This window comes from Streptomyces sp. NPDC041200 (assembly GCF_055591805.1).
In genome coordinates this window covers 190105-215439 of record NZ_JBVIZF010000013.1, presented here as the reverse complement: position 1 = coordinate 215439, position 25335 = coordinate 190105, and the positions used below count along the sequence as shown (strand labels likewise).

The window sequence follows — 25335 nt, the reverse complement described above, 5'->3', positions numbered from 1 at the left end:
TGGTTCGCGGGTGCGGTCACGGTCCCCGGCATCAGTACTCCAGCCGTTCGCGCCGCCCGATCCTGCCCACGACGAGCGCGAAGACGAGGGTGACGATCAGCATCGCGACGCCGATCGTGGTCGCCCGTCCGGCCTGTCCGTCGCTGAACGTCTTGGTGTAGACGTAGAAGCCCAGGACCTGGGTGGAGTCGGCGGGCCCGCCCGGACCGATCGTCATGATCTGCACGACGGCGAACGCGTCGAGCGCGATGATGCCCATGTAGATCCAGCCGGTCTGGACCGTGTCCCACAGCAGCGGGATGGTGATCCGGAAGAAGGTGTGCACGCGGTTGGCGCCGTCGAGCAGCGCGGCCTCGTAGTAGTCCCTCGGGATGGCGCTCATCCCGGCGGAGAAGAGCACGACGTAGAAGCCGACGTTGCTCCAGATCATCACGACCATGAGGCCCCACAGCGCGAACGTCGGATCGGCCAGCCACTCCTGCTGCAGCGAGTCCAGGCCGATACCCCCGAGGAAGGCGTTGAGCGCGCCGTTGCGCGGGTTGTAGATGAACTGGAACAGCAGGGCGACGATCGCGATCGACAGCACCTGCGGGAAGAAATAGATCACCTTGTAAACACTCGACCCGCGCACGCCCGTGACGGCCGCGTTCTTCCTGCCGCGGCCGCCGACATTGAGCATGAAGGCGAAGAAGAGTCCGAGACCGAGCGTCACCAGCGGCACGACCAGCAGCAGCAGAACATTGTGGCCGACCGCTTTCCAGAAGAGGTCGTCCTGCAGCAGCCAGCTGTAGTTCCTGAACCCGACCATCTTGAAGTCGGAACTCAGGCCGGTCCAGTCCGTGAACGAATAGTAGATGGCCTGGACGAACGGCGAGATCACGAAGACCGCGTAAAGAATCACCGGCAGGGCCAGGAACCCCGCGATGAACCGGTACTTACCATGCTGCATTTCTACCGACCTCGGACTTCCCTCGCGGATAATGCCGCCGGTGACGCATCGAATCCCATCAGATGTGCCTCGGTCAGACGTGCTTGTACTTCTTGACGGCGTCATCCTTCGCGGTGTCGTCGGCAGCCTTCTGACACTTCTTGACCGCCTCGGCCGGGGTCATCCGGCCCGCCATCATCTCGCCCAGCACACCCACGCCGATCTTCTGCTTCTGCAGCGTCCCGTACCAGTCCTGCATCCGCGGGTTGACGACGTTCTTGCCCGCCTTCTCCAGCGCCTCCTGAGCGGACGCCAGACCGGACGGCAGGGTGAGGCCTTCGGTACCGCCGTTGAGGGAGGAGAGCGAGGAGACCTGCTTGATGAAGTTCTTGGTGGACTTCTCGCCGAGCATGATCCGCAGCAGCTCCATGCCGCCCTCGGGGTTCTTCGCCGACTTCGGCACGATGAAGGGCTCACCGCCGGAGGCCCAGAGGGTGCCGAACGGCATCTTGTCGCTCTTGTCGAGGCTGGAGGGCGCGCCCACGGCCATCTGGAAGTCCTTCGGCGTGGTCTTCGACGCCTCGTTCTCCACCCAGGAGCCGTTCGGGAGGAACAGCGCCTTCCCCTCGTTCCAGGCGGTCTGCGACTCGATGTGGGTCAGCCCGGGGGTGCCCTTGAGGATGTAGCCCTTCTTGTACAGCTCGTAGTACGCCTCGAAGGCGGCCTTGACGGCCGGGTCCTTCCAGGCGTTCGGCTCCAGGTTGTCGATGGCGTTCAGGACGTCGTTGCCACCGATCTTGCCGATGAACGGGTAGAGGCTGAACGGCACGTAGTACGGGTACTTGCCCGCGTACGTCCAGCCCGCGACGCCCTTCTTCTTGGCCTTCTCGCAGACCTTGAGCATGTCGTCCCAGGTCTCCGGGTACTCCTCGTCGAGCTTGCCGAGGTTGGTCTTGGAGTACCAGACGCCGTAGACGGTGTACGCGTAGTAGAGAACCCACACCGGCTTGCCGTCGAACTGGCCCATCTCCGCCACACCGGGGCGCAGCGTCTCGCGCACCGTCTTGTTCGGATCGTCCACGGACGGCGCGTCGAGCAGCGGAGTCAGATCGGTGAGCTGGTTCTTGCCGACCAGGGTGCCCATGTCCATCTGCTCGGCACCGTTGTTGTCCACGAGGTCCGGTGGGGTGCCACCGTTGAACCGCGGCTGAAGGACAGTCTGGATCTTCTGGGTCGCCGAGTGCTTGACCTTCCCCTTGACCTTCGGGAAGGCCGCGGCATACTCGGCCTCGGCGTCCTTGGCGTACTGCTGCCCGAAGCCGCCGTCGAAGATCATGACGTCGAGCGCGGCGCTCTCGTTGACGGCGAGCGGGTTCTTGGCGCTCTTCTTGCCCTTGTCGACCTTCTTCTCGCTGTCGCCACTGCCGCTGGCACAGGCGGAGAGCGCGCCCATCGCCGGCACGGTGATCAGTCCGAGGGCCGCCGACCGTTTGATCAGGTCACGCCGACCGAAATCTGAGATGGATCCCATGCTCAAGTCCTCGCCTTCGTCAGGACTCAGGCGGTGTAACGGTCTCCCGTACATGCTCGCCTCCGGGCGAGGGGCCCGACACCGCGGGTCAGTTGAAGCGTGAAGCGGGGTGGTGCTGGGTGTGCGCCGGGAGGGCTCAGAACCGCCGAGGCCAGCTCGGCACGGCCGCGGCACGGCCTCCCCCTCAGGCGAAAGGTATAGTCCACTGGGTATCGAGAGGGCAAGATCGAATGGTCATCGGGTGGGCATCTTTCCCGAGTTGAGACCTGTCCGACATACCGTGGGGGGCCCAGCCCGTACGGCACTCAGCCGTGCGCGCGACCCTCGAAGGGCGGTCCTCGTGTCCCGGAAGCAGCTCCCCCTCGCCACCAGTGTTGTCGTGGCCGCGACACTCACGCTCGCCGCAGGCTGCGGCACGGACCGAGGCGGCTCACCGGCCGGGGACACCAAGGGCGGTGCCGCGATCGGCAAGGGCATGGCCCGGCTCCCGGTGGAACCGACCGAGGAGCCGACGGAGGAGCCGACCGAGGACCCCACCGACGATCCGTCGGACGGGCCCACCGGCGGCTCCGGGCTGATATCGGCGGACGCCAAGATGGGCACGTGCGGCTGGAGCCCGGACGGCAAGCCGTACGCCAACGTGACGATCACCAACTCCAGTTCCTCCACGGCCTCTTACTTCCTCCTCGTCGGGTTCGTGGACAGCTCCGACGAGGTCGTGACCACGGGCTCGGAGTCCGACGCCTCGGTGGCGGGGAACTCCACGAAGACGGTCAAGGTCTCCGCCCTCCAGGCGGACTCCTCCAAGAAGGCGAAGAAGTGCCGTCTGTCGATGGCCACCAAGTCCGACTCTCCCGGCTGATCGCGACTGGTCCCGGCGGGCCCCTGCTGGTCCCGGCTGATGGATTATTGACCGCCCGTCATGAACAGGGGCCGCATCCCGGCGCGGGTGCGGCCCGCGTCGCGCGGTCGCCACCCCAAGATCACTCGCATGGAGTGCTCACCCGCACGGGTCGCACACTGCCGTCACCTTGACACCGCCCTCCCCACGGCGCCCTACTTATCCGTGCCCCACCCAATCGACAACGTTGTCAGACTCGTTGAGAGGCTGAGGAAGTATGCGACAGAGACGGCTCAGACGGAGACATACGTCCGGTCGAGCGGCCGCCCTGGTGGCGGCCGTTTTGCTGGCGGTGACCGCCCAGGGCGCGGCGACCGCCGTTCCGCGCGGGCCCGGAGCGGCCGCGGACCGCACCGCCGCGGAGTTCGCCTCGTCCTTCGAAGCGGACGATCCGCGGCCCGACTGGCGCAACACCGTCGAGACCACCCCGGATGGCGGGAAGAAGGCCGACGGGGTCGACGGCGGCTACAGCTCCGGCATCCCGGGGAACGTGACCGACAAGGTCACCGACGTCCGGGCCAGCGGCGAGTACGCCGACGCGGGCGAGACCAAGGAGAACCTGGTCGACGGTGACGTCACCACCAAGTGGCTCGCGTTCGACAAGACCCCCTGGCTCGAATTCGACCTCTCCGAGCCCGTCGAAGTCGTCCGGTACGCCCTCACCTCCGCCAACGACGCCCCGGAGCGCGACCCGGCCGACTGGACCCTCAAGGGCTCCGCCGACGGCTCCGACTGGACCACGCTGGACACCCGTAAGGACGAGGTGTTCGACAGGCCCCACCAGACCCGGGAGTTCTCGGTCGAGGGCGCCGCCGCGTACCGCCACTTACGCCTGGAGATCACCCGGAACAAGGGCGCTGACGCCACCCAGCTCGCCGAGACGCAGTTCGCGAACAGTGACACCACCCCGCCCGTCCCCGCCGATATGCGCAGCCTGGTCGACCGGGGCCCGGTCGGCTCCCCCACCGCCAAGGGGAACGCGGGCTTCACCGGCACGCATGCCCTGCGCTACGCGGGCACCCACAAGCCGGACGGCCGGGCGTACTCGTACAACAAGGTCTTCGACGTGAACACGGCCGTCACCCGCGACAGCCTGCTCTCGTACCGGATCTTCCCGTCGATGACCGAGACGGATCTGAGCTATCCCGCCACCCACGTCTCCGTCGACCTCGCCTTCACCGACGGCACCTACTTGAGTGACCTGCCCCGCGCGGTGGACCAGCACGGAGCCCGGATGAGCCCCCAGGGGCAGGCGGCCTCCAAGACGCTGTACGTCAATCAGTGGAACCACAAGGAGTCCCTGATCGGGGCCGTCGCGGCGGGCAAGACCGTCGACCGGATCCTCGTCGCGTACGACTCCCCCAAGGGCCCCGCGAAGTTCCGCGGCTGGGTGGACGACATCTCCCTCGCCCCCCGGGCGCCCGAGAAGCCCCTGAAGCACCTCTCCGACTACGCGGTGACCACCCGCGGCACGAACTCCAGCGGCAGCTTCTCGCGCGGCAACAACTTCCCCGCGACCGCCGTCCCGGGCGGCTTCAACTTCTGGACGCCGGTGACCAACGCGGGCTCCACCGACTGGCTCTACCAGTACGCCCGCGCCAACAACGACGACAACCTCCCCACCATCCAGGCGTTCAGCGCGAGCCATGAGCCGAGCCCGTGGATGGGCGACCGGCAGACGTTCCAGGTGATGCCGTCCGTCGCGTCCGGCACCCCGGACGCCTCCCGCACCGCCCGCGCGCTCCCCTTCCGGCACGGCGAGGAGACGGCCAGGCCACACCAGTACGGCGTGACGTTCGAGAACGGCCTCAAGGCCGACATCGCGCCCACCGACCACGCGGCGGTCATGCGGTTCACCTATCCGGGTGAGGACGCGAGCGTCATCTTCGACAACGTCAACAACGACGGCGGGCTCACCCTCGACCCCGAGCACGGCGTCGTCACCGGCTACTCCGACGTCAAGAGCGGAGGGTCCGCCGGCGCCACCCGGATGTTCGTCTACGGCGTCTTCGACGCGCCCGTCAGCGCGAGCGGCAAGCTGCCCGGAGGCGGCGGCAAGGACGTCACCGGCTACTTCCGCTTCTCGCCCGGCAAGGACGGTACCGTCACCCTCCGGATCGCCACCTCGCTCATCGGCGTCGACCAGGCGAAGACCAACCTGGAGCGCGAAATCCCCGCCTCGGCCTCGTTCGAGCAGGTCAAGCGGCATGCCCAGAGCGCCTGGGACGACATCCTCGGCCGTATCGAGGTCGAGGGAGCCAGCCGCGACCAGCTCACCACGCTCTACTCCAGCCTCTACCGGCTGTACCTCTATCCCAATTCCGCTTACGAGAACACCGGGACCACGCGGAAGCCGCGCTACCAGTACGCGAGCGCCTTCTCCCCCGCCGCCGGGGAGAACACCCCGACCCGCACCGGCGCGACGATCGTCGACGGGAAGGTGTACGTCAACAACGGCTTCTGGGACACCTACCGCACCACCTGGCCCGCCTACTCGCTGCTGACCCCGAAGCGCGCCGGGACGATGGTCGACGGCTTCGTCCAGCAGTACAAGGACGGCGGCTGGATCTCCCGCTGGTCCTCCCCCGGCTACGCCGATCTGATGACCGGCACCAGCTCCGACGTGGCCTTCGCGGACGCGTACCTCAAGGACGTCGACTTCGACGCCGAGGCCGCGTACGAGGCGGCGCTCAAGAACGCCACCGCCGTGCCGCCTTCGTCAGGGGTGGGGAGGAAGGGCATGTCCACCTCCCCCTTCCTCGGCTACACCAGCACCGAGACCCATGAGGGCCTGTCCTGGGCGCTGGAGGGCTACCTCAACGACTTCGGCCTGGCGAAGATGGGCAAGGCGCTCTACGCGAAGACGAAGAAGGCGCGCTACAAGGAGGAGTCCGAGTACTTCCTGCACCGGGCCCAGGGCTATGTCTCGCTCTTCGACGACAAGGCGGGCTTCTTCCAGGGCCGGGACGCGGCCGGGAAGTGGCGCGTGCCGTCCGAGAAGTACGACCCGCGCGTGTGGGGCTACGACTACACCGAGACCAATGGGTGGGGCTACGCCTTCACCGCCCCGCAGGACAGCCGGGGCCTGGCCAACCTCTACGGCGGCCGGGCCGGGCTGGCCAAGAAGCTGGACACCTACTTCTCCACCCCGGAGACCGCCTCCCCCGAGTTCAAGGGTTCCTACAGCAGTGTCATCCATGAGATGACCGAGGCCCGCGACGTCCGCATGGGCATGTACGGGCACAGCAACCAGGTCGCCCACCACGCCACCTACATGTACGACGCGGCCGGACAGCCCTGGAAGACCCAGGAGAAGGTCCGCGAGGTGCTGAACCGCCTCTACACCGGAAGCGAGATAGGCCAGGGCTACCACGGCGACGAGGACAACGGCGAGCAGTCCGCGTGGTTCATCTTCAGCGCGCTCGGCTTCTACCCGCTGGTGATGGGCGGCTCCGAGTACGCGATCGGCTCGCCGCTGTTCACCAAGGCCACGGTGCACCTGGAAAACGGCCGCGACCTGGTCATCAAGGCGCCGCGCAACACTCGGTCCACCATCTACGTCCAGGGTCTGAAGGTCAACGGCAAGGCCTGGAACTCCACCGCTCTCCCCCACTCGGTCCTCGCCCGGGGCGGCACGCTGGAGTTCGCGATGGGCGCCAAGCCGTCGAAGTGGGGCACGGGGAAGAACGCCGCCCCGTCCTCCATCACCCAGGACGACAAGGTGCCCACCCCGCGCCACGATCTGACCGTGCCGAGCGGTGGCACCGCGCTGCTGGACGACACGTCGGGCACGGAGACGGCGTTCGAGTCGGTGAACCTGCCGGTGACGGACGCGGGCCGCGCCGTCCAATACACCCTCACCTCCGCCGACCGCGCGAAGGCCCCCACCGGGTGGGTCCTCGAAGGCTCACACGACGGCGAGAAGTGGCAGGACTTGGACCGACGGTCGGCCGAGTCCTTCACCTGGGACAAACAGACCCGCGTCTTCTCGGTGCGGACGCCGGGTACGTACGAGCACTACCGCCTTGTGCCGGACGACAAGTCGACACTGGCAGAGGTCGAACTGCTCGGCTGAGCCAATGGGGATGGGTCGAGCCGGGCTCAGTCCCGGCGCGGGCACGTGGCCGGCGACGACGCGCCATCGGACGACGCGGCCCGGTCCCCTCCCCCGCCGTCTCGCGCCTGCGGCGCCTGGAGCATGCGGCGGCCCGGGGCCGGGTAGCGCGCCGTCGCCGTCGGGCGGGCCGGACGGGGCTGAGCGCCGTGCGCTCGGCCCATTGCGGTGAGTCTGGGCCGCCCGCTGGCCGCATGTGAACGAACCGACGGCGCATACTCACCGCAAGCGCGGCGACAGCCCGCCGGACGGCGCGGGCCCGGGGCGGGGCCCCGCCGCTGCTCCATGCGCCGCAGGCGCGAGACGAAGCCCGCGCCTGACAGCCGGTCTCAGGCCGCCTCGGCGCGCTCGAAGGCGGGTGCCGAGGGCGCGGCGAACCACACGATCCGCGCGGTGATCCCCTTCTCCCGCCCGAACCACCACGTCGCTCGTTCGGGTGAAGTGAGGCTGAGCCGGTGCTGCCCGTTGGCGGTGACCACGTGCGCGCTCCCGTCCTCGTACGCCATGCCCCACGCGGCGATTTCCCCGTCCAGGGCACCTGGTTCCACCTCGTATTGCACGGCCACGGCGAAGACGCGGGGCGCCGTGTCGAGTGCGAGATCGCGGAGTTCTTGGTCGAAGTCGAAGGCAGCCATGGAAGTCTCCCGTCAGGAAGGGGAATTGGGCCATGCACGCACAGTGACGTGGTTCACACCGTAGCGTGAAACATGGACTTCATCCCATGCTTTCAGCGCATGGAGACCAATAACCCCCATTAGGGTGACACCGTCCCGCCCAAACCCCGCAGGGAGACATCACTCATGGCCCCGACCAAGTACCCGCCGACCGTGCGACAGCGGCGCTTGGGCGCGGAGTTGCGACGGCTCCGCGAACGAACCGACCTGTCCGCTACCGACGCGGGTCGCCTCTTCGGCGCCAGCCAGTCACGCGTCAGCAGCATCGAGGCAGGGCGCTACGCCGTGAGCGCCGACCGGGTCCGACACTTGGCGAGCCTCTACAACTGCGCGGATCAGGCGCTAATCGAAGCCCTCGTGGAGATGACCGGGAGACAGACCCGAGGCTGGTGGGAACAGCAGCGAGAGGTCCTGCCCGCCGGACTACTCGACCTGGCCGAGCTGGAGCACCACGCCGCCTCCGTACGCGTCGCCACAATGATCCACGTACCGGGCCTTCTACAGACCAGGGACCACGCCCGAGCGCTCTTCGACTCGACGGTCCCACCTCTTCCGTCACACGCGGTGGAACATCGCCTCTCGCACCGGATCAAGCGGCAGGGAATCCTGTACGAGGGCAAGCCGACCCCGCTGACCGCGATCATTCACGAAGCCGCCCTACGGATGGGCCTCGGCGGTCCGGCCGTGGCCCGCGCCCAGCTTCAACACCTCATCGAGATGAGCGAACGCGCGAACATCACCGTTCTGGTGATCCCGTTCGGCACGGGGCCGCTCCCCGGCTCCGGCCAACCCATCAACCACTTCGGCGGCTCGACCCCACGACTCGATACGGTCCAACTCGACACCGATCACGGCAGCGAGCTACTCGACGCCGAAGCACACCTCGTGAAGTATCGGAGTGTGCTGGACCGTTTCGAGAGCTACGCCCTCAAGCCGACCGCGTCCCGCGACCTCATCCATCGCATCGCGCAGAGCATCTGAGAGGAAGCGCAAAGTGTCCGATCACGTCTGGCAGAAGTCGTCCTACAGCCACGAGGGAGCCAACTGCCTCTACGTCGCTACCCCGGCCCCCCACACCATCGCGCTCCGGGAGAGCGACGAACCGGACGTCATCCTCACCACCACCCCCGCAGCCCTCGGCACCTTCATACGCGCGGCGAAGGCCGGGGCGTTCGACCGCCTCACCGAGAGCCAGTAGGACTCGAAGACTGTGTGGGGCGGGTGATCGCGGTGAGGCCGTGGCGGAGGGTGGCATCGCCCGGTGGGCGGTCGCGCCAGCGGGCGCCGATGTGGCCGTCGGGCCGGATGAGCAACGCACCCTGCGGGCGGATACCGCAATGGTCGGCGTGTTCGTCGGGAAGGGTCTCGAAGCGCAGCGGCCATGGTGCGGGGGTGCGGGGTGCCCAGTGGGTGGGGTCCGGGGCGAGCAAGGTGAACCATTCGCCCAGGGCGTCGAGCGTCGATCGGTTGTGTGTGAGCCACAGGTGTGGCATACGACGGCCTGGTTCTGCGGTGGGGACATAATCCGTGGTCGTCTCGGATGGCTCGGGTGGGGCGTCGGTGAGGACGGCGTGGGAGCGGTAGGTGACACCGAGCACGAGACCGAGCTGGGCGAAGTACCGGTCCGACCAGGGCGGTTCGACGGGGGCCGGTGACGCATCGCTGAGTTGGCGCTTCTCGCGGCGCCGGTTCTGTGCCTGGAGCATGAGCCGGGTGTTGGCCACTGCTTGGCGGAGCGTCCGGTGGGCGACGGGTTGCCGCTCCGCCTCGTAGGCCTCCAACAGGCCGGGATCGGCCCACCCGTGGAGAACGCCCGCCAGCTTCCAGCACAGGTTGTGCACGTCGGCGATGCCGACGTTCATGCCCAGGCCGCCGATGATGGGGATCGCGTGGGCGGCATCGCCGGCCAGCAGGATCCGGCCGTGACGGAAGCGTTCGGCGACGAACGCGTTCATCACCCAGTGCTCGACCCGCAACGCGTCGGCTCGTACGTCGGCGCTTGGGCCGAGGGCGCGCGAGAGGAGTTCGGGCCAGTCGGCGTGCGCGGCGTCTTCGGGTGTGGGGATGGACCAGGCCCAGCCTCGTTCGGGGTACAGCGGGGCGAATAATCCGTGGGCGGTGAAGTAGACCCCGGCGGGCTGGCGGGCGCACCAGCGCTTGAGGTCGGCGTCGAACAGGACGGTGGTGAAGCCCCCCATCGCTCCGGGGCCGGTGGTGTCGATTCCGAGCAGTTGCCGGACGGTGGAGTTCGCACCATCGGCGGCGAGTACGTAACGGGCACGTACGGAGGTCGTGCCACCGCGTCGATGGTCGACGAGCGAGGCCACGACGCTGTCGGTTTCCTCAGTCAGGCCGATGAGCTCGACCCCGAACCGCACGTGCGCGTCTGCTGCGGCGAGCAGAGTGGGTTCCAACCGATCCTGCGAGGTGACCACACCGATCACGGGGCTCCCGGGTACCGGCGCGTTGACCCCGACCATCGCCGCCGTGGCGAAGTCGCGGTCGTGCAGGGTGTCACGGAAGCGGATGGGGCGTACTCCGGTGGGAACGCGTTGCCCGTGATCTCGGCGGCGAGTCCGAGCTGACGGTAGATCTCCATCGAGCGCACGTTGACCAGCCGGGCCCGGGGAAAGGGCGACAGCCCGCCGTGTTTCTCGACCAGCAATACCCGCACGCCCCACCGCTCCAGTAGCGCTCGGGCGGTGAGCCCGACTGGCCCAGCGCCGACGATCAACACAGCTACCTCGGTGTTTGCTACGGGCATGTCGAGCTCCTGCTGCTCACCTCGGATCCATCGGGGCACCCGGTGAGGTCAATCTGCCGCACCCGGTGGCCGGCCGCAATGCCAGCGCGTCGGCGTACGCCCGAACGTGCTGCGCGGCCACCAGTAGGGCACGCCGCGCCCTTCGCCGACTGGGCATCCGCGATACCGCAGCTCTCTGACGCCCGACGAATGCCAGGATGGACCGCATGGCTACCGTCCTGGCATTCCACGCCCACCCCGACGACGAAGCGCTGCTGACGGGCGGCACGCTCGCCCGGCTCGCCCACGAGGGGCACCGGGTGGTGGTCGTGGTCGCCACGGACGGGCTGATGGACGCCGCGCCAACGGAGGCCGAATCACCCCGCCTGCACGAGCTGCGCACCAGCGCCGCTCTGCTGGGCGTCGACCGCGTCGTCCACCTCGGCTACGCGGACAGCGGCCACGGCCCGCTGCTCTACCCCGACCCGCCGGACCGTGCGCGCTTCGTCCGCGCGAAGACGGAGGAGGCCGCCGAGCGGCTGGCCACGATCCTCCGCGACGAGGACGCGTCGATGCTGCTCCACTACGACCCCCACGGCGGCTACGGCCACCGCGACCACATCAAGGTCCACCAGGTCGGCCGCCGCGCCGCCGAACTGGCCAAGACGCCGAGGGTGCTGGAAGCGACGATGCCGCGCGACGCCGCCGAGCGCCTGATCCGCCTGGCCCACCGGCTGAGGATCCCCCTCCGCTTCGACCCCGAGGAGCTGAGCACCCGCTTCAGCCCCCGGTCGGACATCACCCACCGCCTCGACGTCCGCCGCTACGCCCGCCAGAAGCAGGCGGCCCTGGCCGCCCACCGCTCCCAGATCGACGGCACGGGCCGCATGAGCGCCGCCATGCGGACGATGCTCCGGCTCCCGGCCCCGCTCTTCGGCCTGCTGCTGGGCCGGGAGTGGTACATCGACGTCTCTCCCATCCGCTCTCCACAGTCCTAACCGTCGGCGAACAGATCCTCATCACGGGAGGCGGTCACGGCTCGGTCCAGCCACGTGTCGAGGACATCCATGTCCTTGCACGACTGGATGCGCTCACGCGTCTCGGCAGTGACCTCAAGCCCCCGAGCCTTGAGGATGCGCAGGATGTTTTCGGCGCACGCCTCAGCCCGAACCTCGGCGAGGGCTCGCTGGGCATGCTCGGAGCGGAAGAAGTTGAGCAGCACGCCCATCAGTCGAACAATTCCTCTGCACGAGAGACGGTCGCGGCCCGGTCCAGCCAGGTACCGAGGACGTCCATGTCCTTGCACGACTCAATGCGCTCACGCGTCTCAGCGGTGACCTCAAGCCCCCGAGCCTTGAGGAATCGCAGGATGTTCTGGGCATCCCTTTCAGCTCGGACCTGGGCAAAGGCTCGCTGGGCGTGCTCGGAACGGAAGAAGTTCAACAACGCGGACATCAGGTCGCTCCAAGTCTTTCGTGCCTGGGTGTTCCCGAGTCCCGCTGCGACGAGCTCGGCGTAGATGATCGCCTCTTCGAGAGGAAGGGTCTTGGTGAGTGTGGTCCCCAGCACCTTCAGTATGTCATCGACGTTTTCATCCCTACTATGCGTCATCGCAGAGAAGGCAGCGATCGGGATATCCCGGGCCACCTCTTTGGCATCAATGATGACGGGAACGTTACCGGGACCGAGAACGAGTGGGCGGACCGTCAGGGACGGATGGTCGGGGATGCCGAGCGAGATCGGACGGGCGGCCCAGCGGGCCGTAGCCTCATCCGGACAGAGCACGATCAGCACCGGCTGGTGACCGAACTTCGCGTGCATGTGCGAGAGATAGTAGGCCCAGGCCGCGGGCTTCTTCGGATCCCTCCTGCTCTGCGACTCGATGGCGAATAAGTAGGTGCCGTCATCCTTGGTCTCGACCTGGAGAAGGGTGTCCACCCGTCTTTCGATCGGCGCGATCTCGGTGAGGTCAGGGCTGACAACAAACGCCCTGCTCGCCTCCGGGAAGGGGACACCGAGCAGTTGATTGAGCGCCCGGATGACGGCCCTCGTGTCCTCCTGGAAAATCCGGTGGAGGGCTTCATGTGAGGAACTGACCATTCGTTGAACGCTAAAGTCACGACGGTATGTGCCGACGGCATTTGCCATCGCATCACCCGAACGAATGCAGTCACTATTTGCATTGACGTTGGGCGGCCAGCACCTCCGCCTCCCTCTCCGGCGCGAGGCCCACCGTCGGGCGGTCCGCACGCTGCGGCGCCCGGCCACCCTCGCCGCGCAGCCAGGCCCACGTATCGGCCACCGTGTCCCGGACCGGACGGCACCGCAGGCCCGCCGCGAGGGCCTTCGAGACGTCGGCGGCGTGCAGGGTGTCGTACAGGTCGCCCGGGGGGAGCCAGATGGGGAGGTCGGTCCAGGGGGCGATGTCGGCGGCCAGGATGCGGTCCGGGTCGGTCCAGCGCAGGTCGGCGTCGGCGCCGGTGGCGCGTACGCAGGTCTCCAGGAGTTCGCCCATCGTGGTGTGGCCCGGCGGGCTGACCAGGTTGTACGGGCCGCCGAGGCCGCGTTCGGCGGCGTCCAGGAGCCAGGCGGCCAGGTCGCGGGCGTCGATGTACTGCAAGGGCAGGTCGCGCGGGCCGGGGGCGAGGACCGGGCCGCCGCGGGCGATGCGGGTCAGCCACCAGGGCAGGCGGCCGATGTTCTCGTACGGGCCGAGGATCAGCCCGGCGCGGGCCAGCAGCGCGTGGTCGCCGAAGACGGAGAGCGCGGCGAGTTCGCCGCCCCGCTTGGCGCGGGCGTAGTCGGTGTCATCGGTGTCGTCGGGGGACGCCTCCACCAGCGGGCCGTCCTCGGCGAGTCCGGCCGGGGCCGGGTAGGTGTAGACGGAGCGGCTGGAGACGTACGCGTAGTGGCGTACGCGGTCGGCGAGGAGACGGGCCGTGTCGCGGACGGCCGAGGGGGCGCCGGACCAGGTGTCCACGACGGCGTCCCATACGCCGTTTTCGAGGGCGGTGAGCCCGTCGGGTGCGGTGCGGTCACCGTGCAGCGCGGTGGTCCCCGGCGGCGGGGCGTGGTGGCCGCGGTTGAACGCCGTGACCTCCCAGCCGCGGGCCAGGGCCTCCTCCGCGATCGCGCGTCCTACGAATTCCGTTCCGCCCAGCACCAGAAGTCTCATGACGGGGACTCTGCCCGCTCCGGGCGGCGCGCGCCCGGTGTCTTAGCCAGCAGCAGATTTCGCGCCATGATGGTCCGCATGATCCTCCGCCAGCTACGTGACACCCAGGGGGACGCCGAGGCGGTGAGGACCGTGGCCTCGGCCGCCTTCGACACCTCACGCGCCCTGCGGGGCGAACCGGCGGCCGACCGGCCGCCCGACCGGCTCGCCCGCATCGACAGCCGCAACCGCCATCTGGCGCGGACCGATCCGGGCGGCTGCTGGCTCGCCGTGGACGATGCCGGGATGCCGGTCGGCACGGTGCTGTCCACGCGCCGCGAGGGCACCTGGGGGCTCGCGCTGTTCGCCGTACTGCCCCGGGCCCAGCGGCGCGGGATCGGCCGGGAGCTGATGGCGGCGGCGCTGCTGTACGGGCGGGCCTGTCTGCGCGGGATCATCTGCGGGTCCCGGGATCCGCGCGCGGCGGCCACCTACCGGCGGGCGGGCTTCACCCTGCATCCGTCGATGCGGCTGCGCGGCATCGTCGACAAGGAGCTGAAGACCCGGCTGCCCCCGCTCGACGGCGCCGTCCACGAGGGAACGGAGCGGCACCGGGACCTGATGGACTCCGTCGACCGCCTGACCCGCGGCGGGGCCCACGGCCCCGACCACGAGGAGATGCTGCGCCACTCGCGGCTGCTGGTCGTCGACGACCTGGCCGGGAGCGGCTACTGCTACGTCGGCGCGGACGGGGATGTCGAACTGCTCGCCGCGACCTCCCGCCGTCTGGCGGCCCGCCTGCTGACCGCCGCCCTGCTCAGCCTCCCGTCCGGCACCGAGGCGTCGGTGGGGAACCTGACGGCCGAGCAGGAGTGGGCGGTGGACGTCGGCCTCGCGGCGGGGCTGGAGCTGTCCAACGCGGGCTACGTGTGCCTGCGCGGGATGCGGCCGCCGTCGCCGTACATCCCCTCCGGGGCGTTTCTCTGAGACATGCGGACGGGCCGCACCCCGGCGTGGGGTGCGGCCCGTCCGTGACGCGGAAGCGCGGAGGCGCGGAGGCGTCTCAGTTGCGGATCAGCGAGCGCAGCACGTACTGCATGATGCCGCCGTTGCGGTAGTAGTCCGCCTCGCCGGGGGTGTCGATGCGCACCTTGGCGTCGAACTCCACCTCACCGGCCTTGACCTTCACCGTCTCCGGGATGCCGCCGTCGTTGAGCGCGGTGACGCCGGTGATGTCGAAGGTCTCCTCGCCGGTCAGGCCCAGCGACAGCGCCGAGGCGCCCTCGGGGAACTGGAGCGGGAGGACGCCCATGCCGATGAGGTTCGAGCGGTGGATGCGCTCGTACGACTCGGCGATGACGGCCTTGACGCCGAGCAGCGCGGTGCCCTTGGCGGCCCAGTCGCGGGACGAGCCCGAGCCGTACTCCTTGCCCGCCAGGATGACCAGCGGGGTGCCCGCCGCCTGGTAGTTCTGCGACGCGTCGTAGATGAAGGAGACCGGGCCGTCCGCCTGGGTGAAGTCGCGGGTGTAGCCGCCCTCGGTGCCGGGCGCGATCTGGTTGCGCAGCCGGATGTTGGCGAAGGTGCCGCGGATCATGACCTCGTGGTTGCCTCGGCGGGAGCCGTAGGAGTTGAAGTCGCGACGCTCGACACCGTGCTCGGTGAGGTACTTACCGGCCGGGGTGTCGGCCTTGATCGCACCGGCCGGGGAGATGTGGTCGGTGGTGACCGAGTCGCCCAGCTTGGCCAGGACGCGGGCGCCGGTGACGTCCTCGACCGGGCTCGTCTCCATGGTCATGCCCTCGAAGTACGGGGGCTTGCGCACGTAGGTGGACTCGGTGTCCCACTCGAAGGTGTTGCCGGTCGGGACCGGCAGCGCCTGCCACTGGGCGTCACCGGCGAAGACGTCCTGGTAGGACTTGTTGAACATGTCCTCGCCGATGGCGTTGGCCACGACGTCGTTGACCTCGGCCTCGGTCGGCCAGATGTCCTCGAGGAAGACCGGGTTGCCGTCCTGGTCGGTGCCCAGCGCGTCCGTGGTGATGTTCACCTTCATCGAACCGGCGATGGCGTACGCGACGACCAGCGGCGGGGACGCCAGGTAGTTCATCTTGACGTCGGGGTTGATCCGGCCCTCGAAGTTCCGGTTGCCGGAGAGCACCGAGGTGACGGCGAGATCGGCCTCGTTGACGGCCTTGGAGACCTCGTCCGGCAGCGGGCCGGAGTTGCCGATGCAGGTGGTGCAGCCGTAGCCGACGAGGTTGAAGCCGACCTTGTCCAGGTAGGGGGTCAGGCCCGCCTTGTCGAAGTAGTCGGTGACGACCTTCGAGCCCGGGGCCAGGGTGGTCTTGACCCACGGCTTGCGGGTCAGGCCCTTCTCGACCGCCTTCTTGGCCACCAGGGCGGCGGCGACCATGACGTACGGGTTGGAGGTGTTGGTGCACGAGGTGATCGCGGCGACGGTCACGGCGCCGTGATCGATCTCGTACGTGGACCCGTCGGGGGCGGTCACCAGGGTCGGCTTGGTGGGCACGCCGTTGGAGACGGCCGGAGCGTCGGAAGCCGGGAAGGACTCCTTGCCCGCCTCGTCCTCCTCGGCGTCGGGGACGTAGTTGCGGACGTCCTGGGCGAACTGCTGCGCCGCCTCGGCGAGCACGATGCGGTCCTGCGGGCGCTTCGGACCGGCGATCGACGGGACGACCGTGGAGAGGTCCAGCTCCAGCTTCTCGGAGAAGTCGGGCTCGGCGGCCGGGTCGAGCCAGAGGCCCTGCTCCTTGGCGTACGCCTCGACGAGCGCGACCTGCTGCTCGGAGCGGCCGGTGAGCCGGAGGTAGTTCAGGGTCTCGTCGTCGATCGGGAAGATCGCGGCGGTGGAGCCGAACTCCGGCGACATGTTGCCGATGGTGGCGCGGTTGGCGAGGCTCGTGGCCGCCACACCCTCGCCGTAGAACTCGACGAACTTGCCGACGACACCGTGCTTGCGCAGCATCTCGGTGATGGTCAGCACGAGGTCGGTGGCGGTGGTGCCGGGCTTCAGCTCACCGGTGAGCTTGAAGCCGACGACGCGCGGGATGAGCATCGAGACCGGCTGGCCGAGCATCGCGGCCTCAGCCTCGATGCCACCGACGCCCCAGCCGAGCACGCCGAGGCCGTTGACCATGGTGGTGTGCGAGTCGGTGCCGACGAGGGTGTCCGGGTAGGCCTGGCCGTTTCGGACCATGACCGTGCGGGCCAGGTGCTCGATGTTCACCTGGTGGACGATGCCGGTGCCGGGCGGTACGACCTTGAACTCGTCGAACGCGGTCTGGCCCCAGCGCAGGAACTGGTAGCGCTCCTTGTTGCGCCCGTACTCCAGCTCCACGTTCTGGGTGAAGGCGTCGTTGGTGCCGAACTTGTCGGCGATCACGGAGTGGTCGATGACCAGCTCGGCCGGGGCCAGCGGGTTGATCTTCGCCGGGTCGCCGCCCAGCTCCTTGACGGCCTCGCGCATGGTGGCGAGGTCGACGACGCAGGGCACACCGGTGAAGTCCTGCATGATCACGCGGGCCGGCGTGAACTGGATCTCCTGGCTGGGCTGGGCCTGGGAGTCCCAGCCGCCGAGCGCTCGGATGTGGTCGGCGGTGATGTTCGCGCCGTCCTCCGTGCGGAGCAGGTTCTCCAGCAGGACCTTCAGGCTGTAGGGGAGGCGGGCGGCCCCCTCCACCTTGTCCAGCCTGAAGATCTCGTACGACTCGTCGCCCACCTGCAGTGTGCTGCGGGCATCGAAGCTGTTCGCCGACACGACAGTCTCCTTCATGCATGAATTACGCGCGTACCACCGCAATGCTGCCGCGACATGCCCGCGCCGATCCGCTAAGGTAGGGCTAAGTTAGGCAACCCTTACCGATGTGGCGCGACGGTGTGCCCGCCGACAGATATCTCGATGTCGAGATAACTCTAATACATGGCCCTCGCGGTGGTCAGCTCAGCCCTGCCACCGGGGCCGCGTCACGCCGGTGTGCGGCCCCTCCCCGAACGGGTGGCGGACCGCGGTCACCGGCGCCCGCCCAGCCGCCCCGCCACGATGCCCGGAGGCCCCTGAACGCTCCCGAACCCCCATGAACGCCCCCGCCGAGCCGCGATACTTGCCCCCATGGATCCGCATCTGCTCCGCACTTTCGTCTCCGTGGCCCACTGCGGCTCCTTCTCCGACGCCGCCCACCGGCTCGGCTCCACGTGGTCGGCCGTAGACCGGCAGATCGCGACCCTCGAAGCCGACCTGCGCACCCCGCTGCTGACCCGGCGGCCCGTGACACTCACCACAGCCGGGGCGCGGCTGCTGGAGCACGCGGGTCCCCTGCTGCGGCGGCTTGACGCGGCCCGGGCGGACGTCGAGCGGCTGGCTGGGCCCGCCGCCGCACGGCTGGCCCTCGGCGCCTCGCCGCTGGCCATGACGCCCGCGGTCGCGGCGGCACTGGACGAGACGCGCCGCTCCTGCCCTGACGCGGGCACCGCCGTACGGATCCTCGGCCGCCGGGAGATCCCGGCGGCCGTCGCGACCGGCGCGCTGGACCTGGGCCTGCTGGACGGCCCGGCGGCCCCCGGCGCCCCGCTGCCGCTGCCGCCGCCCGGCGCCGGGGCGCTCACCGCGGTCGCGGTGGCGGAGACGCCGCTGGTCGTGGCCCTGCCGCTCGGCCACCCGCTGGCCCGCCGCCTCGGTCTGCGGCTGGCCGACCTCGCCGACGCCCGCTGGCTGGACGCCCCGGACACCGCGATGCCGCTCGGCCCGCTGCGCGCCGCGAGCGGCACCGGCGGCTTCCGTGCCTCGCTGACGTACGAGGGCACCGACGTCCGCGCCCTCCTGGCCCTGACCGCGGCGGGCCACGGCCTGGCCCTGCTCCCCCACGCGGCCGCCGAGGACGCCCCCGGCATCGCCCCGATTCCCCTCACCGCACCCCGCCTGGTCCACCGCACCGAACTCCTCCACGGCCCCGCCGTAGACGGCCCGGCCCGCACCCTGGCGGCGGTCCTGACGGGAGACGGTCACCGGTACGGGTGATCACTGGGCAGATGTGCCCGGCCCGGTCAAGGATTGCGATAGACGTTGCGCTGTCGCCATGCTGCGATTGCGACGCCTGGTGGAGGACCGATGAGCGCGCAACCCCATGAATACACGGCTTCGTATGCGGTCGACGACCCCGAAACCGCACTGAAGTACGCGATCCAGCATGTCCGGGGGGACCGGATGCAGATCGTCGAGGGGGTCATCGAACAGTTGTCTCCGATCTGGGACCACGAAAACGCGGCTGATCTGATCCGCGAACAGATCGGCCCGATCATGCGCAAGCTCGACTGCAGAGCGGGCTCGGGAAACCTTGACCTGCCGGGCAGCAGCAACTGGTACGTGCCGGATCTGGCCGTCGTGCCGCGCGAGCTGGCAAAGGGCGGCGGAGCGCTCGTACCCGATCAAACCCTCCTCGTCGTCGAGATCACCTCGGACCCCAACAGGGACACCGACCACATCGTCAAGCGCCGCCGCTACGCCGAGTACGGCGCCCCGCTCTATCTGCTGGTCGACCGGCAGGAGCGCACCTGCACGCTCCATGCCGCGCCCGGGCCCCTCGGCTACACCAAGGTGGACGGCCCGCACCCCTTCGGCACTCCTCTGGCGCTCCCCGAGCCGTTCAACCTGGAGCTGGACACCTCGGAATTCTGACCCGGCTCAGCCGCCCGCCAGCCGGGTGCGCACCAGGGACAGGACCTCCTCGTCCGACAGGCCGAGCGACCGAGCCTCCTCCACCAGGTTCTGGACGCCCTCCAGGAGCCGGGCGCGGGCGGTGGGCTGTTGGCCGGTGACCACGGCGCCGCGGCCGCGGCGGAGGTCGATCAGGTCCTCCTCGCGGAGGCGCTGGTAGCCGCGGAGCACCGTGTGGACGTTGACACCGAGGGAGTCGGCGAGGGTGCGGGCGGCGGGGAGGCGCTCACCGGGGCGGAGGGTGCCGTCGGCGATCGCGCCACGGACGGTGGCGGCGATCTGGTCCCCCAGCGGGACCGGGGAGCCGAGGTCGACACGGAAGAGCATGGTCAGCCTCGCGCTCCGGTCGCGGTCCGGCCGCGCTCGACCAGGGTGTTGAGCAGGGCGGCCGCGGTGGCGGCGTCGTCCACCGTCACCACGAACTCCTTGCCGGTGGCCAGCCGCAGGAACAGCGCGTCACCCGAGCGCAGCACCAGGGCGCTGCGGCCCGGCTGGATGCGGTAGCCCCAGCCACCGAGACCGAGGGCTCGGGCCTCGCGGCTCGTGGCCTCCTCGATCCGGGCCAGCGATATCCGCAGCCGCGGGCGCGGGGTGAACCACGGCGCGACGGAGAGGCCGCGGCGGTCGACGGTGACCCGGCAGCGGCACAGCGCCGCCGAGATCAGCCCGACGACGATCAGCGCCGACCCCGCCCCCGTGTCCGTGACCACGGTGAGGATCACACCCAGCAGGGTGGTGCCCGCCCCGATGACGGCCAGCACGGGCGATCCGACACTGCGCGTCCAGACGGCGGCCTCGCCCTCGGCGAGCGGGAGCCGGGGCCCGGCCTCCTCCCCGGGCTCTCCGGCAGGGGCCGCCTCCCGGCCCGCCACCAGCCAGCCCACCCACCCGACGGCACCGGCGACGGCGAGGGACACCGCCAGGTGCCACAGGGGGAAGGTCACCTCGGCGGCTCGGGCGGCCCCGGCGTGGGCGCTCAGCAGCGCGACGAAGTCGTAGCCGAGCATTGCGGCCGTCCCGTATCCCATGGCGACTGACCCCCGCCGCGCGCCGAGTGCCGTACGCGAACGGAGGGCGAGGACCGCCGCGATGAGGCCGGGAAGCAGCAGAAGGGTGGTGACCACCGGGAGGAAGGCACCCAGACCGGTGAATCCGTCGACCTGCCCGCCGGGGCCGAAATGCGTGGCGAGCCGATCCGGCAGCCGGTCGCGCAGCGCGGCGAAGACGGCCAGCACAGCCGCCCAGGCCAGCACAAAGGGCAGAGCGACGACGGCCGCGCGCCGCCAGGCTCGGGCCACGACAACCTCCATTGTTCGCGTACTACTAGAACAATACCCGGCTGGACAGCGGCCACACCTCCCCTCCCCCCGGTCGCGTGCGCATCTCATATCTGAGATAGCCTCTTCTGCATGACTGACGACTACCTCTCCCGCATCGGCAAGCTCATCCGTGACGCCCGACAGCACCGTGGCTGGACCCAGTCACAGCTTGCGGAGGCGCTCGGCACCAGCCAGAGCGCGGTCAACCGCATTGAGCGCGGGAATCAGAACATCAGCCTTGAGATGATCGCCCGTATCGGTGAGGCGCTGGACAGTGAAATCGTCTCCCTTGGGTACGCGGGCCCGATGCATCTGCGTGTGGTGGGTGGCCGCCGGCTGTCCGGCGCCATCGATGTGAAGACGAGCAAGAACGCGTGTGTGGCGCTGCTGTGCGCCACCCTCCTCAACGCGGGCCGCACCACCCTGCGGAGGGTCGCCAGGATCGAGGAGGTCTACCGCATCCTCGAAGTGCTGGGCAGCATCGGCGTCCGCACCCGCTGGATCAACGACGGCAACGACCTGGAGGTCGTACCGCCCGCCGAGCTGGACCTCGGTTCCATGGACACCGAGGCCGCGCGCCGCACGCGCAGCGTCATCATGTTCCTCGGTCCGCTCCTGCACCGGATGGACCGCTTCCGCATCCCCTACGCGGGCGGCTGCGACCTCGGCACCCGCACCGTGCAGCCCCACATGACCGCGCTGCGCCCCTTCGGCCTCGAAGTGACCGCCACCGACGGCATGTACCACGCCCGGGTCGACCGCTCCGTCTCCCCGAGCCGCGCCATCGTACTGACCGAACGCGGCGACACGGTCACCGAGAACGCCCTGCTCGCTGCCGCCCGTCACGACGGCGTCACGGTGATCCGCAACGCCTCCTCCAACTACATGGTCCAGGACCTGTGCTTCTTCCTGGAGGAGTTGGGCGTGAGGGTCGAAGGCGTGGGCACCACGACCCTCACCGTCCACGGCGTCACCCACATCGACCGCGACGTCGACTACGCGCCCTCCGAGGACCCGGTGGAGGCCATGAGCCTGCTCGCCGCCGCCGTCGTCACCGAGTCGGAGCTGACGATCCGCCGGGTGCCGGTCGAGTTCCTGGAGATCGAGCTGGCCATCCTTGAGGAGATGGGACTCGACCACGAGCGCAGCCCGGAGTACGCGGCGGACAACGGCCGCACCCGGCTGATCGACCTGACGGTCCGGCCGTCCAAGCTCCAGGCACCCATCGACAAGATCCATCCGATGCCGTTCCCCGGCGTCAACATCGACAACGTGCCCTTCTTCGCCGCCATCGCGGCCGCCGCACAGGGCTCGACGCTGATCCACGACTGGGTCTACGACAACCGCGCCATCTATCTGACGGAGCTGAACCGCCTCGGCGCCCACGTCAAACTCCTCGACCCGCACCGCGTCCTGGTCGAGGGCCCCACCCGCTGGCGCTCCTCCGAGATGATGTGCCCGCCCGCCCTCCGCCCCGCCGTGGTCGTCCTGCTGGCCATGATGGCCGCGCCGGGCACCTCCGTACTGCGCAACGTGTACGTGATCAACCGCGGTTACGAGGACCTGGCCGAGCGGCTGAACTCGATCGGCGCGCAGATCGAGACGTTCCGCGACATCTGAGCAGAGCCGGACGGGGGCACCGCGACACCGCGCGCCCCTCCCTGCTCGTCATCGACTGCCGTCGCCTCGTCGCTCCAGGCGGAAGTCGAACGGCACCGTGCCGCCGTCGAGCGCCGTGACGCCGCCGTCCACTGTGAGGGTCGCGCCGTTGACGAAGGACGCGGCGGGGGAAAGCAACCAGGCGATCGCCTCGGCGACTTCGGACGGGTCGCCCGGGCGGCCCGCGGGCACCAGTTGGGTCGCCTCTTCGTACGCCTCCTCGATGCCGCCGTCCAGGTCCGACTCCTCGGCGAAGCGGGCCATGCGGCGGTCGGCCATCTCGGTACGCACCCAGCTGGGGCACACGGTGTTGGCCCGCAGCCCCTGGCGGCCGTAGTCGACGGACAGCGAGCGGCACAGCTGGAGCAGCGCGGCCTTGGAGGTCGCGTACGCGGCGTTGCCCGTTCCGTTGCGCAGTGCCGAGACGGAGGCGACGGCGACCACCGAGCCCCGGGCCTTCAGCAGGTGCGGGAGAGCCGCTCGCATCAGCAGGAAGGGGGCGGTCAGGTTGGTGCGGAGCACCAGCTCCCAGGTCTCGTCCGAGAGGTCGCCCACCGCTCCGCCGCGCCCGGCGCCCGCGTTGAGGACCAGTCCGTCGAGCCTGCCGTAGCGGGAGACCGTGATGTCGACCAGCTCGCGGACGGCAGCCGGGTCGGTGAGATCGGCGGCGTGGGGCAGGGCGCCGGTTTCGTCGGCGATCTGCTGCAGCGGCTCGGGTCGTCGGCCGCCGATGACGACGTGGTGTCCATCAGCGCGCAGCAACCGGGTGGTTGCCGCGCCGATGCCGGTGCCTCCACCGGTGACAACGACGACGCGCTCGTCAGCCATGATCGTCAGGGCTCCTCACCGGCTGGGGGAAAACTGGCGGTGCGATCTTACGCAGCGCCGCCCCCTCCCCGCCGTGAGGAGCCCTGATCCCATGGCTCAGGCCGCGGAGTCGAGGGCGCTGAGCAGCCGTACGGTGAGCGGGACGATCGGGTACGGCTTGCCATCGGCACCCCGGCCGAAGGTGTTCACCATCGTCACCGCGGCCGTCCCGCTGTCCCTGCAGAACGCCGCGAAGGTGGTGAAGCCGCCGGTGCCGCCGTCGTGCAAGGCCATGGTGCGGCCGCTGGGCAGCGGGGTGAGGTGCCAGGCGAGGCCGAGCCGGGTATCGCCGTCGGTGAAGTGGAGCCGCTGGGTCAGCTCGATGGCATCGCGCAACGGGGAGTGCTCGGGGCGGAGTTGGGCGGCCAGGAAGCGCAGCATGTCGTTGGCCGTGCTGTAGATGGAGGTTCCCGCGCCGCTGAGCACGCGGTCGCGCCAGTCGGGAACCGGTATTCCCCCGACGTGGCCCACGGCCTTGCGGAGGAGCATGTCCGGCCGCAGTGTCGTCGTGGTGTCGGTCAGCCGCAGCGGCGCGGCCACCCGGTGCCGCAGCATCTCGTCCACGCGGTCGAAGGCCAGCGCCTGGCCGAGGAGCCCGAAGCCGAGGTTCGAGTAGGCGTATGTCTCGCCCGGTTCGGTGGCCAGGGTGGTCTTGCCGAGGTCCGTGGCCAGGTCGTCCAGCGTGTAGTGCGCGTACGGGTTGTACGGGTCCGCGCCGTCGAGGAGGCCCGGCGGCAGCTTGGGCAGACCGGAGGAGTGGGTCGCCAGATCGGCCAGGGTGATCCGCCGGGAGCCCTTGCGGGGTATGGGGAACCGGGCGGGCAGGGTGAGCGGTGCGTCCAGCCGCGTTTCACCCCTGCTGACGGCGAGCGCGAGGGCGGTGGCGGTGAGCGTCTTGCCGATCGAGCCGAGCTGGAAGACTGTCCGGCCGTCCGGGGTCCGCTTCCCCTTTCCGGCCGCGCCCGCCACGTACGTCCGTCCGCCCTGGATGACGCCGCACACCGCGCTCGGGGCCCCGGCGGCCAGCGCCTGGTCCAGGGTGTCCCGCACCCGTGCGGGCAGGGCGTCGTCGGCCGCGGCGGCGGTGCCGGACAGGAGTGAGGCGCTCGTAGCCGCGGCGGTGGCGGCGGTCGCGGTGATGAATTTACGTCGGTTCATACGTCATTCCCCCGTTGTCGGATGGCCTGGTGGCACCACCGCGGACAGCAGCACGAGCAGCGGGACGACGCGGCCCGCGGGCACCTGGTAGTGGCCGCGCCCCTCGGCCTGGAGCCAGCCGGTCGCCGTGAGCTGCTTGAGGTGGTGGTAGAGCTGACCGGTCGTGTTCAGCCCGGCGGTCTCCTGCAGTTCGACTGCGGAGCGGGTGCCGCCCAGCACGGCGCGCAGCAGGGTGAGCCGCACCGGGTGGCCCAGCGCGGCGTAGGGCGCGGCGTGTTGGGACCAGTCCGCGTCCAGCAGCCCATCGGTCGTGGCGCCCTGCTGCCATTCGTAGCGCTGCCCGGTGGGCAGTTCGACGGCACCGGTGAACAGCACCTGCCCGTGTCCCGTGATCCGCCGACGCAGCCCCTCCAGGGCCCAGAACACCTCGTCCCGGGGGGTGTCCGGCGCTTCGGACTCCAGTCGCGACACCCGTTCCTCAAGTGCGGCGACCCGCTCGCGCAGGGACTCGTCGGCCATGGACCGCACACTACGTTATTCCGGAATAACGGAG

At 69.6% G+C, this 25335-nt stretch carries 23 protein-coding genes; 9 read left to right on the top strand and 14 right to left on the bottom strand.

Annotated elements, in window-relative coordinates; translation table 11 throughout:
* Positions 1–31 precede the first annotated feature (31 nt).
* Positions 32–949, bottom strand: coding sequence for a carbohydrate ABC transporter permease (locus ACZ6CL_RS26800; RefSeq protein WP_468939706.1), 918 nt, complete (start codon positions 947–949; stop codon positions 32–34).
* Positions 950–1022: 73 nt separating this feature from the next.
* Positions 1023–2459: an N-acetylglucosamine/diacetylchitobiose ABC transporter substrate-binding protein gene (gene ngcE / locus ACZ6CL_RS26795; protein WP_468939704.1), complete on the bottom strand. Its 1437-nt coding sequence runs from the start codon at positions 2457–2459 to the stop codon at positions 1023–1025.
* A 340-nt stretch (positions 2460–2799) separates the two neighbouring features.
* Between ngcE and ACZ6CL_RS26790 the strand changes: the two genes are divergently transcribed.
* Positions 2800–3321 carry a hypothetical protein gene (locus ACZ6CL_RS26790; RefSeq protein ID WP_468939701.1) on the top strand — a complete coding sequence of 174 codons (522 nt, stop codon included), beginning with the start codon at positions 2800–2802 and terminating at the stop codon, positions 3319–3321.
* Between the two features lie 256 nt (positions 3322–3577).
* A complete protein-coding gene (locus ACZ6CL_RS26785) occupies positions 3578–7435 on the top strand; it encodes a GH92 family glycosyl hydrolase (protein WP_468939699.1) in 3858 nt (1285 codons plus the stop codon).
* A gap of 368 nt (positions 7436–7803) precedes the next feature.
* Here ACZ6CL_RS26785 and ACZ6CL_RS26780 read toward each other — a convergent pair whose 3' ends face one another.
* On the bottom strand, positions 7804–8109 hold the full coding sequence (locus ACZ6CL_RS26780) for a hypothetical protein (RefSeq protein ID WP_398297615.1): 306 nt from the start codon (positions 8107–8109) through the stop codon (positions 7804–7806).
* Between the two features lie 165 nt (positions 8110–8274).
* On the opposite strand from ACZ6CL_RS26780, the gene ACZ6CL_RS26775 reads away from it, so the two are divergent.
* Together ACZ6CL_RS26775 and ACZ6CL_RS26770 are read left to right on the top strand one after the other, a co-directional pair.
* Positions 8275–9129: a helix-turn-helix domain-containing protein gene (locus ACZ6CL_RS26775; protein WP_468939697.1), complete on the top strand. Its 855-nt coding sequence runs from the start codon at positions 8275–8277 to the stop codon at positions 9127–9129.
* A gap of 13 nt (positions 9130–9142) precedes the next feature.
* Positions 9143–9346 (top strand): DUF397 domain-containing protein, encoded by a 204-nt coding sequence (locus ACZ6CL_RS26770; RefSeq protein WP_468939695.1) that lies wholly within the window; start codon positions 9143–9145, stop codon positions 9344–9346.
* On the opposite strand, the gene ACZ6CL_RS26765 is transcribed toward ACZ6CL_RS26770, so the two are convergent.
* Positions 9330–10562 carry an FAD-dependent monooxygenase gene (locus ACZ6CL_RS26765; RefSeq protein WP_468939692.1) on the bottom strand — a complete coding sequence of 411 codons (1233 nt, stop codon included), beginning with the start codon at positions 10560–10562 and terminating at the stop codon, positions 9330–9332. The two genes, ACZ6CL_RS26770 and ACZ6CL_RS26765, sit on opposite strands and share 17 nt — an antisense overlap.
* A 26-nt stretch (positions 10563–10588) precedes the next feature.
* Positions 10589–10912 carry an FAD-dependent monooxygenase gene (locus tag ACZ6CL_RS26760; protein ID WP_468939690.1) on the bottom strand — a complete coding sequence of 108 codons (324 nt, stop codon included), beginning with the start codon at positions 10910–10912 and terminating at the stop codon, positions 10589–10591.
* A 206-nt stretch (positions 10913–11118) separates the two neighbouring features.
* Here ACZ6CL_RS26760 and ACZ6CL_RS26755 point away from each other — a divergent pair, with 206 nt between their 5' ends.
* Positions 11119–11889, top strand: coding sequence for a PIG-L deacetylase family protein (locus tag ACZ6CL_RS26755; RefSeq protein ID WP_468939689.1), 771 nt, complete (start codon positions 11119–11121; stop codon positions 11887–11889).
* Here the strand turns inward: ACZ6CL_RS26755 and ACZ6CL_RS26750 are convergent.
* The 3 genes from ACZ6CL_RS26750 to ACZ6CL_RS26740 form a co-directional block, all read right to left on the bottom strand.
* Positions 11886–12119, bottom strand: coding sequence for a hypothetical protein (locus ACZ6CL_RS26750; RefSeq protein WP_468939686.1), 234 nt, complete (start codon positions 12117–12119; stop codon positions 11886–11888). The genes ACZ6CL_RS26755 and ACZ6CL_RS26750 overlap by 4 nt on opposite strands.
* Positions 12119–12991, bottom strand: coding sequence for a hypothetical protein (locus ACZ6CL_RS26745; protein ID WP_468939684.1), 873 nt, complete (start codon positions 12989–12991; stop codon positions 12119–12121). Before ACZ6CL_RS26745 ends, ACZ6CL_RS26750 begins: the two co-directional genes overlap by 1 nt.
* A 73-nt stretch (positions 12992–13064) precedes the next feature.
* Entirely contained in the window at positions 13065–14066 is a 1002-nt protein-coding gene (locus ACZ6CL_RS26740; RefSeq protein ID WP_468939682.1) for an NAD-dependent epimerase/dehydratase family protein, read from the bottom strand.
* 78 nt (positions 14067–14144) lie between these two features.
* Between ACZ6CL_RS26740 and ACZ6CL_RS26735 the strand changes: the two genes are divergently transcribed.
* A complete protein-coding gene (locus ACZ6CL_RS26735; RefSeq protein ID WP_468939679.1) occupies positions 14145–15032 on the top strand; it encodes a GNAT family N-acetyltransferase in 888 nt (295 codons plus the stop codon).
* A 76-nt stretch (positions 15033–15108) separates the two neighbouring features.
* On the opposite strand, the gene acnA is transcribed toward ACZ6CL_RS26735, so the two are convergent.
* Positions 15109–17826 carry an aconitate hydratase AcnA gene (acnA, locus tag ACZ6CL_RS26730; RefSeq protein ID WP_468939677.1) on the bottom strand — a complete coding sequence of 906 codons (2718 nt, stop codon included), beginning with the start codon at positions 17824–17826 and terminating at the stop codon, positions 15109–15111.
* A gap of 351 nt (positions 17827–18177) precedes the next feature.
* On the opposite strand from acnA, the gene ACZ6CL_RS26725 reads away from it, so the two are divergent.
* The gene (locus ACZ6CL_RS26725) at positions 18178–19083 is read left to right on the top strand and encodes a LysR family transcriptional regulator (RefSeq protein WP_468939674.1); all 906 of its coding nucleotides are present in this window, start codon (positions 18178–18180) and stop codon (positions 19081–19083) included.
* Positions 19084–19173: 90 nt separating this feature from the next.
* Complete coding sequence (locus ACZ6CL_RS26720) at positions 19174–19740, top strand: Uma2 family endonuclease (protein WP_468939673.1); 567 nt, start codon at positions 19174–19176, stop codon at positions 19738–19740.
* A 6-nt stretch (positions 19741–19746) separates the two neighbouring features.
* On the opposite strand, the gene ACZ6CL_RS26715 is transcribed toward ACZ6CL_RS26720, so the two are convergent.
* Both ACZ6CL_RS26715 and ACZ6CL_RS26710 read right to left on the bottom strand, forming a co-directional pair.
* Positions 19747–20106, bottom strand: coding sequence for a GntR family transcriptional regulator (locus tag ACZ6CL_RS26715; RefSeq protein ID WP_468939670.1), 360 nt, complete (start codon positions 20104–20106; stop codon positions 19747–19749).
* Positions 20107–20108: 2 nt separating this feature from the next.
* On the bottom strand, positions 20109–21077 hold the full coding sequence (locus ACZ6CL_RS26710) for a DUF1648 domain-containing protein (protein ID WP_468939667.1): 969 nt from the start codon (positions 21075–21077) through the stop codon (positions 20109–20111).
* A gap of 111 nt (positions 21078–21188) precedes the next feature.
* Here ACZ6CL_RS26710 and ACZ6CL_RS26705 point away from each other — a divergent pair, with 111 nt between their 5' ends.
* Positions 21189–22718: a helix-turn-helix domain-containing protein gene (locus ACZ6CL_RS26705; protein WP_468939665.1), complete on the top strand. Its 1530-nt coding sequence runs from the start codon at positions 21189–21191 to the stop codon at positions 22716–22718.
* Positions 22719–22766: 48 nt separating this feature from the next.
* Here ACZ6CL_RS26705 and ACZ6CL_RS26700 read toward each other — a convergent pair whose 3' ends face one another.
* The 3 genes from ACZ6CL_RS26700 to ACZ6CL_RS26690 all read right to left on the bottom strand — a co-directional run bounded on the left by ACZ6CL_RS26700 (position 22767) and on the right by ACZ6CL_RS26690 (position 25301).
* On the bottom strand, positions 22767–23585 hold the full coding sequence (locus ACZ6CL_RS26700) for an SDR family NAD(P)-dependent oxidoreductase (protein ID WP_468939663.1): 819 nt from the start codon (positions 23583–23585) through the stop codon (positions 22767–22769).
* A 96-nt stretch (positions 23586–23681) separates the two neighbouring features.
* A complete protein-coding gene (locus ACZ6CL_RS26695) occupies positions 23682–24782 on the bottom strand; it encodes a serine hydrolase domain-containing protein (protein ID WP_468939661.1) in 1101 nt (366 codons plus the stop codon).
* A gap of 3 nt (positions 24783–24785) precedes the next feature.
* The gene (locus tag ACZ6CL_RS26690) at positions 24786–25301 is read right to left on the bottom strand and encodes an ArsR/SmtB family transcription factor (protein ID WP_468939659.1); all 516 of its coding nucleotides are present in this window, start codon (positions 25299–25301) and stop codon (positions 24786–24788) included.
* Between the last annotated feature and the right edge of the window lie 34 nt (positions 25302–25335).

Excerpts from the sequence above, each read along its gene's own strand:
- ACZ6CL_RS26690 (WP_468939659.1), bottom strand. The coding sequence starts at position 25,301 with ATGGCCGACGAGTCCCTGCGCGAGCGGGTCGCCGCACTTGAGGAACGG.
- ACZ6CL_RS26775 (WP_468939697.1), top strand. The coding sequence starts at position 8,275 with ATGGCCCCGACCAAGTACCCGCCGACCGTGCGACAGCGGCGCTTGGGC.
- ACZ6CL_RS26740 (WP_468939682.1), bottom strand. The coding sequence starts at position 14,066 with ATGAGACTTCTGGTGCTGGGCGGAACGGAATTCGTAGGACGCGCGATC.
- ACZ6CL_RS26750 (WP_468939686.1), bottom strand. The coding sequence starts at position 12,119 with ATGGGCGTGCTGCTCAACTTCTTCCGCTCCGAGCATGCCCAGCGAGCC.
- ACZ6CL_RS26780 (WP_398297615.1), bottom strand. The coding sequence starts at position 8,109 with ATGGCTGCCTTCGACTTCGACCAAGAACTCCGCGATCTCGCACTCGAC.
- ACZ6CL_RS26720 (WP_468939673.1), top strand. The coding sequence starts at position 19,174 with ATGAGCGCGCAACCCCATGAATACACGGCTTCGTATGCGGTCGACGAC.
- ACZ6CL_RS26705 (WP_468939665.1), top strand. The coding sequence starts at position 21,189 with ATGACTGACGACTACCTCTCCCGCATCGGCAAGCTCATCCGTGACGCC.
- ACZ6CL_RS26800 (WP_468939706.1), bottom strand. The coding sequence starts at position 949 with ATGCAGCATGGTAAGTACCGGTTCATCGCGGGGTTCCTGGCCCTGCCG.
- ACZ6CL_RS26725 (WP_468939674.1), top strand. The coding sequence starts at position 18,178 with ATGGATCCGCATCTGCTCCGCACTTTCGTCTCCGTGGCCCACTGCGGC.
- ACZ6CL_RS26715 (WP_468939670.1), bottom strand. The coding sequence starts at position 20,106 with ATGCTCTTCCGTGTCGACCTCGGCTCCCCGGTCCCGCTGGGGGACCAG.
- ACZ6CL_RS26760 (WP_468939690.1), bottom strand. The coding sequence starts at position 10,912 with ATGCCCGTAGCAAACACCGAGGTAGCTGTGTTGATCGTCGGCGCTGGG.
- ACZ6CL_RS26695 (WP_468939661.1), bottom strand. The coding sequence starts at position 24,782 with ATGAACCGACGTAAATTCATCACCGCGACCGCCGCCACCGCCGCGGCT.
- ngcE (WP_468939704.1), bottom strand. The coding sequence starts at position 2,459 with ATGGGATCCATCTCAGATTTCGGTCGGCGTGACCTGATCAAACGGTCG.
- ACZ6CL_RS26700 (WP_468939663.1), bottom strand. The coding sequence starts at position 23,585 with ATGGCTGACGAGCGCGTCGTCGTTGTCACCGGTGGAGGCACCGGCATC.
- ACZ6CL_RS26755 (WP_468939689.1), top strand. The coding sequence starts at position 11,119 with ATGGCTACCGTCCTGGCATTCCACGCCCACCCCGACGACGAAGCGCTG.
- ACZ6CL_RS26745 (WP_468939684.1), bottom strand. The coding sequence starts at position 12,991 with ATGGTCAGTTCCTCACATGAAGCCCTCCACCGGATTTTCCAGGAGGAC.
- ACZ6CL_RS26785 (WP_468939699.1), top strand. The coding sequence starts at position 3,578 with ATGCGACAGAGACGGCTCAGACGGAGACATACGTCCGGTCGAGCGGCC.
- ACZ6CL_RS26735 (WP_468939679.1), top strand. The coding sequence starts at position 14,145 with ATGATCCTCCGCCAGCTACGTGACACCCAGGGGGACGCCGAGGCGGTG.